This is a genomic window from Methylobacter psychrophilus, assembly GCF_025583945.1.
In the GTDB taxonomy this organism is placed as follows: domain Bacteria; phylum Pseudomonadota; class Gammaproteobacteria; order Methylococcales; family Methylomonadaceae; genus Methylobacter_C; species Methylobacter_C psychrophilus.
On record NZ_JAOEGU010000102.1, the window covers coordinates 1 to 5,231 of the forward strand.

General features: G+C 39.7%; 12 protein-coding genes. 11 read left to right on the forward strand and 1 reads right to left on the reverse strand.

The features are described from left to right. The first annotated feature begins 124 nt into the window (after positions 1 to 124). From N7974_RS20015 to N7974_RS20065, 11 genes are all read left to right on the forward strand, one after another. Positions 125 to 283, forward strand: coding sequence for a hypothetical protein (locus tag N7974_RS20015; RefSeq protein WP_262967296.1), 159 nt, complete (start codon positions 125 to 127; stop codon positions 281 to 283). 134 nt (positions 284 to 417) lie between these two features. Then, a complete protein-coding gene (locus N7974_RS20020; protein ID WP_262967297.1) occupies positions 418 to 570 on the forward strand; it encodes a hypothetical protein in 153 nt (50 codons plus the stop codon). Beyond that, the gene (locus N7974_RS20025) at positions 542 to 1,159 is read left to right on the forward strand and encodes a Fic/DOC family protein (RefSeq protein ID WP_262967298.1); all 618 of its coding nucleotides are present in this window, start codon (positions 542 to 544) and stop codon (positions 1,157 to 1,159) included. The genes N7974_RS20020 and N7974_RS20025 overlap by 29 nt, the downstream gene beginning before the upstream one ends. A gap of 473 nt (positions 1,160 to 1,632) precedes the next feature. Continuing rightward, positions 1,633 to 1,887 carry an AbrB/MazE/SpoVT family DNA-binding domain-containing protein gene (locus N7974_RS20030; RefSeq protein WP_262967299.1) on the forward strand — a complete coding sequence of 85 codons (255 nt, stop codon included), beginning with the start codon at positions 1,633 to 1,635 and terminating at the stop codon, positions 1,885 to 1,887. After that, the gene (locus tag N7974_RS20035; protein WP_262967300.1) at positions 1,881 to 2,258 is read left to right on the forward strand and encodes a type II toxin-antitoxin system PemK/MazF family toxin; all 378 of its coding nucleotides are present in this window, start codon (positions 1,881 to 1,883) and stop codon (positions 2,256 to 2,258) included. The genes N7974_RS20030 and N7974_RS20035 overlap by 7 nt, the downstream gene beginning before the upstream one ends. Before the next feature lie 284 nt (positions 2,259 to 2,542). Then, complete coding sequence (locus N7974_RS20040; protein WP_262967301.1) at positions 2,543 to 2,785, forward strand: type II toxin-antitoxin system VapB family antitoxin; 243 nt, start codon at positions 2,543 to 2,545, stop codon at positions 2,783 to 2,785. Continuing rightward, entirely contained in the window at positions 2,763 to 2,999 is a 237-nt protein-coding gene (locus tag N7974_RS20045; RefSeq protein ID WP_262967302.1) for a PIN domain-containing protein, read from the forward strand. The genes N7974_RS20040 and N7974_RS20045 overlap by 23 nt, the downstream gene beginning before the upstream one ends. Before the next feature lie 2 nt (positions 3,000 to 3,001). Then, complete coding sequence (locus N7974_RS20050) at positions 3,002 to 3,148, forward strand: hypothetical protein (protein ID WP_262967303.1); 147 nt, start codon at positions 3,002 to 3,004, stop codon at positions 3,146 to 3,148. A 450-nt stretch (positions 3,149 to 3,598) separates the two neighbouring features. Beyond that, positions 3,599 to 3,961, forward strand: a complete 363-nt coding sequence (locus N7974_RS20055) for a hypothetical protein (protein ID WP_262967304.1) — start codon at positions 3,599 to 3,601, stop codon at positions 3,959 to 3,961. Next, complete coding sequence (locus N7974_RS20060) at positions 3,951 to 4,394, forward strand: type II toxin-antitoxin system VapC family toxin (RefSeq protein ID WP_262967305.1); 444 nt, start codon at positions 3,951 to 3,953, stop codon at positions 4,392 to 4,394. The genes N7974_RS20055 and N7974_RS20060 overlap by 11 nt, the downstream gene beginning before the upstream one ends. A gap of 66 nt (positions 4,395 to 4,460) precedes the next feature. After that, complete coding sequence (locus N7974_RS20065) at positions 4,461 to 4,754, forward strand: hypothetical protein (RefSeq protein ID WP_262967306.1); 294 nt, start codon at positions 4,461 to 4,463, stop codon at positions 4,752 to 4,754. Between the two features lie 260 nt (positions 4,755 to 5,014). Here the strand turns inward: N7974_RS20065 and N7974_RS20070 are convergent. Then, a partial coding sequence (locus N7974_RS20070) for an integrase core domain-containing protein (RefSeq protein WP_262967307.1) occupies positions 5,015 to 5,231 on the reverse strand: 217 nt, incomplete at its 5' end.

The following is a 5,231-nucleotide window of genomic DNA, read 5'->3' on the forward strand; positions in this document are numbered from 1 at the left end:
ATGCAAAATTTTCAGGATTGCCAAAGATGTTTATCGGGGCAAACACAAGCATTACTCCTTGACATGGAATTTAGTGGCTGCTCTTGTTAACTTACGCTATGGCTGTATTTAGGAAAGATGTCTAATGTTTAAACACCTTGCCTCCCTGCAAGCCAAACCTCCCTGTTTGGGTGGTTCATTAGTTTATCTAAACTCCCTTCCGGCTTCGCCTACCGCTCAAACAGCGGTAGTTAATCCAAAATTAAAATCTCAACATCGTTTCACGGGTAATAGCCGTCAGTAAATTAATGCTCACCCAATAAAATTCCCTCTCCTAAAGTGGCTAATTTGGTATGATGTAGCCATGAAATAGCCAATTTAAGTGGCTACCTTAGTTAAGATATTCAAAAAATGCATAACCAATGAGGCTGTTGAACAATGAATAAAACCCCGATTAATATGATTACACTTAAAAAGGTTATTCAAACAACCCAAGCAATAGAAGGTTATAAGCCAGCCGCAGCCGAAGTCATTCAAAAAATTCAACAATTACGGCAACAATATGGCATCCAAGTATCTCCTGGAAAGTAGCTCAATTTACCTTGAGGGAACCGATATTCCGCGTAATAAACCCGGTATAACCAGCACGGAAGAATTGCACGAATTAGAACGTGAATTACTTGAAGAAGCTTATCAAGTTTTTTACCACGAATTGACTGATGACACGTTGTTTGACGAAGCTTATTTTAAAGCCTTACACCGCAGAACCTTTGAAGGATTGTACGAATGGGCTGGAGACTATCGACAGTTCAACATGTCCAAAGGCTCCAGCCGTTTTTGTCAGGGCGCTTACGTTGCCGCCAGTTCACATAAAATCTTTGCCGAGCTGGCAAAAGTCAATTATTTAAAAAAGTTTAACGGTTCTAAAATTGAGTTTGCGCGGCAATTAGCGCACTTCAAATGTGAGTTAATCGCCCTGCATCCATTTTGTGAATTAAACGGACGTATTACACGTTTATTTTTCGACATGATTGCCCTGTCAAATGACTATTTTTATATTGATTATTCGGGTATCAAACCGGAAACCTACATCAACGCCTCAATTGACTGCGTACAACTTGCCGATTCCAGCGCAATGGCATTGATTATAGCTAACGGCTTAACAGCAAACTTAAGCTAACCCATCACCAACCAACAAAAGCAAAAACATTAACGTAGTCGAATTTGAAACGACCCTCCATAATAGAGTAATTATCTTACTCGGCAATCAACAAGCATGGAACGGAAAAAGAATTAAAGTTATTTTATTGGCTTAAGCAAGCTCCAACGTAACAGAAACAGCAGTCCAACGAAGTAACATCTGACACTGGTTTTTTAAACTATGCAGGATATGGAAAAATCGTGACGATATCAGTCAAAAATCCATTCGCACCAAGGTATGGCGGGATACTGAACAAGCACCAGCTAAAATGGGTGGCTGTTGAGTTATCTAAACTCGCTTCCGGCTTCGCCTACCGCTCAAACAGCGGCATATCGCTAGTAATATTTTTCAAATTGTTATCAGTAAAGTTAGCCTGGTAGCAATATTTATTGAACAAGCAACCAGATATGTTTAAACTAATGTATAAATGTATATTATTGAAGGGTCTTGTTATGACTGAAGTTGTGTTGGATATAAAACAGTGGGGTAATAATTTAGGGGTACGCTTACCGGTAGCGGTAGCCCGCGAGGCTCATCTAAAAGTCCATCAAAGCGTGAGCTTAACCGTTGTTGAAGGCCAGATTATTATTACCCCGATAATCAATAAACCGTTGACGCTGGAACAGCGCTTGGCTGCTTTTGACCCTAAACGGCATGGTGGTGAAGCCATGGTGGTACAAGAAAGGTTAGGCGCAGAACAATGGTAAAAAAAACCGGCGTTTGGTTACCTGATCGTCAAGATATTATCTGGATTGATTGTAACCCTCAAGTCGGGCAAGAAATGCGAGATATTCATCCTTTTTTGGTGTTATCACCGCAAATTTTTAACAACAAAACCTCGCTGGTTATTGGCTTACCAATGACCACAGCCGCGTGTAATGCCGATAATCCTTTTGCAGTTGCCGTCGGCAAAGCCTCAGGTCGTAAGCTTGAAAAACCCAGTTACGTACTTTGTCATCAACCCAAATCTTTCGATTGGCGAATGCGTGCTGCAAAACCGCATCCTTTGGGAAAATTGCAGGATGACTTTTTTATTGAAGTTTGCGAGCAGCTCAATCAAATTATTCAGCTGGTTTAAAAAATTGAAAGGCTAAAGATAAATGGGCGCGTAAAGGTTGCCAGACTAACCATAATTCAGGCAGTAATTACAGTTCTGGCAACTACAAATCTGAACCAATTGACTTGTTACCCTACGCGGAACGGCAATGCAGGGGCACCACACCAGCGGCATAAAAACAGCGCCTATGTTCTCAACAGCATTGATGATAAAATCAACCATAACCCGGCTCAACTTAATGCCCTAAAACAGTACCAACAAGGCTTCTTACAACAGTAAGTTGTTTAATATTACGGAGTAAAGCCATGACCACAATTACCCTGGATGACGCATTAATAGATAAAGTGATTGCCGTCAGTCATACTCAAAATGCCCAAGAAGCATTGACAAAAATAATAGCCTTTTACTTGCAGCAACATAAACAACAACTCAGTATTGCCGAATTACTCGCGATGCCCGACGCTGCAGCTATTGATTTTGAGCCCCCCGCTTGGCGTCCAACCTTTTTAATCCGGCTGATTTATCGTGAGCTTATTGCTGGACACTAATGTCGTTTCTGAACTAAGAAAAGCGAAAACGGGAAAAATCAATCCCAATGTAAAAGCCTGGGCAGATAGCGTTGTACCGACTGATTTGTTTATATCTGTGGTGACACTGCTTGAGATAGAAATGGGTATCGGTTTAATGGAACGGCGAGACTTGGTACAAGCGACATTACTGCGTACTTGGTTTAATAATCATGTGTTGCCGATACGCAAGTAACCGTGTTCCGTGTTGTCAATGAAGAGAGTGAAACCGATAAAGTGGATTTTGACGGCTTTAAAACACGCTTAGCAGAACATTTCAATCAAGGCTATATCATGGACGATGAATGTGTTTTAGACGATATTCGCACTGTAGAAAAATTATAAATATCCGTGAAAATTATACTGAATACCAGCCCGATCATTTTTTTAAGCAAAGTAAATAGCCTTAAACTTTTAGCTGACTGTATCGATGATATTTATGCCCCCAAGGCAGTTATCCAAGAATTACATGAAAAATAGCTGGTCTATCTGTCAAAGTATGGGCTAACATTGCAAAAGAACCCCATTAAACCGTATTATCAATAACGGCAACTAAAGCATTTACTATTCGAGCTGAAATAAACGCTTTTTAAGATAATCTCAGACAGGCCGAATAGATCGATTGAGAGTACCCGCAAATGAGTGCTGACAGACCAGATTACATTCTGCCTTAACGCCTTAAAGATCAGAAAATGCCAATTTTGGCTGTCTTTCATGAGGCTATATAATGGCTGCAAGCGTTTAAATTTAACATCCAAAACTTGGGTATTAACAGACACTATTGGAGTATATGACATGCAACTGGCAATTGAATTACCTGATGAATTAGGACAACAAGTTTTACAACACGGTAATGTGCAGCAGTTTGTCCAACGAGCAATTGAGAGAATGTTATCGGAAGAAAAACGTTCATTTGAATTACATAATGACCTTATGGACGGTTTACCAGAAATTGCCTGCTTTGAAAACAAAGACCCGTTATCCATACAACAGGGAGTGCGTGATGAAAGCCTTAATAAAAACAAAAGACATTTTCTTAACCATATAAGAAATATAAAACCCGTAAAAGCGCCTTTCTCTTCAGAAGAAATGGTTGCCATGTTACGCGAGGGAAAAGAGCAGCAGTTAATAGACGCACAAACAAGCCATGGTAAATAAAGTTGTTTTAGATTCTTGCGTATTTAATAAATTATTTTTGCAAGAATCTGATAGTCAACAAGCCGTTGATCTAATTAGTGCATTAACCCTACAAGACTATCGCGTTATTGTGCCCGGCTTGTTTTTATACGAAGTATTATCTATCGCAAAAATCAATGGATTTTCTACATCAACAGCCTATCAACTTATCGTAGATTTTCAAGCAACTCAATTACAATTAGTTGAATTGGATAAATCATGTATAGAAAAAACCATTGAAATTTGCGAAACCGGGCATACAAAATCCGGATTTCCTTCGTTTTATGATGCGTGTTATCACGCACTGGCAATCACTAACAACTGTTACTTTATTACTGCCGATAAAAGGCACTTTAATAAAACCTCTCAATTTGGAAATATTGTTTTGTTAAATAATTGGGAATCGATTTTATGATTACCTGAATATAAGCTGCCCCCGTTTATAAAGGTTCGTACACTTTCAGCAACAGGAGAGGCTTATGTGCAGGGTGCTTTAGGGCGACTGCATCAAGGTGAGCTTGAAGCGATCGTTTTAGCGCAAGAAATAGCGGTCGATTATGTCGTGTTGGATGATTTATTGGCACGGCGTAAGGCGCAACGCCTGAGGCTTGATGTGATTGGTAGGTTAGGCTTATTACTTTTTCTGGAAAAGCGAAGCGTACTGAGCCCTGAACAAGCTTGGCAAAAGATACGGCAATTGACTGAACAGCACAGCATGTATTTATCGCCGCAGCTTCTACAGCAAATAAAAATCCAACTGTTGGCTAATCATTAAAAATAATTAGCCTGTTTACCAAATATGGTATTCATTTTCTTAAATTGGGGCTCCCCAAATTTCCAACAAATACGAACTTAACAATCCGTGAAGGCACTTGATTTTTATTGCGTGAAAATAATCTTAACTTAATTCCGCCCGCTATTTATTTTCTGATTAAAACTAAAAAGTAAAGTGGACCCCTCTGTCCAGACAAATAATATCTTAATTTAAGATAGAGCCCTGTTCACACTCCAGCTGAATGGCGCTGTCCCATTTTTTCATACGAGAATTACTGTTTCAGTCATTCCATATTTATCCACAATCTTCGCACCGCCTCCTGTGGCAGTTTGGTAGACCACACTGGGCGTTTCATAGCCTAATGATTGATGGGGCCGTTCTTCATTATAAAACATAAAGTAGTCGGTCAATCCCAGTAGCAAGCGCTGTACGCTGTCATACTGCTTCAAATAAACTTCTTCATATTTAACCGTTCTC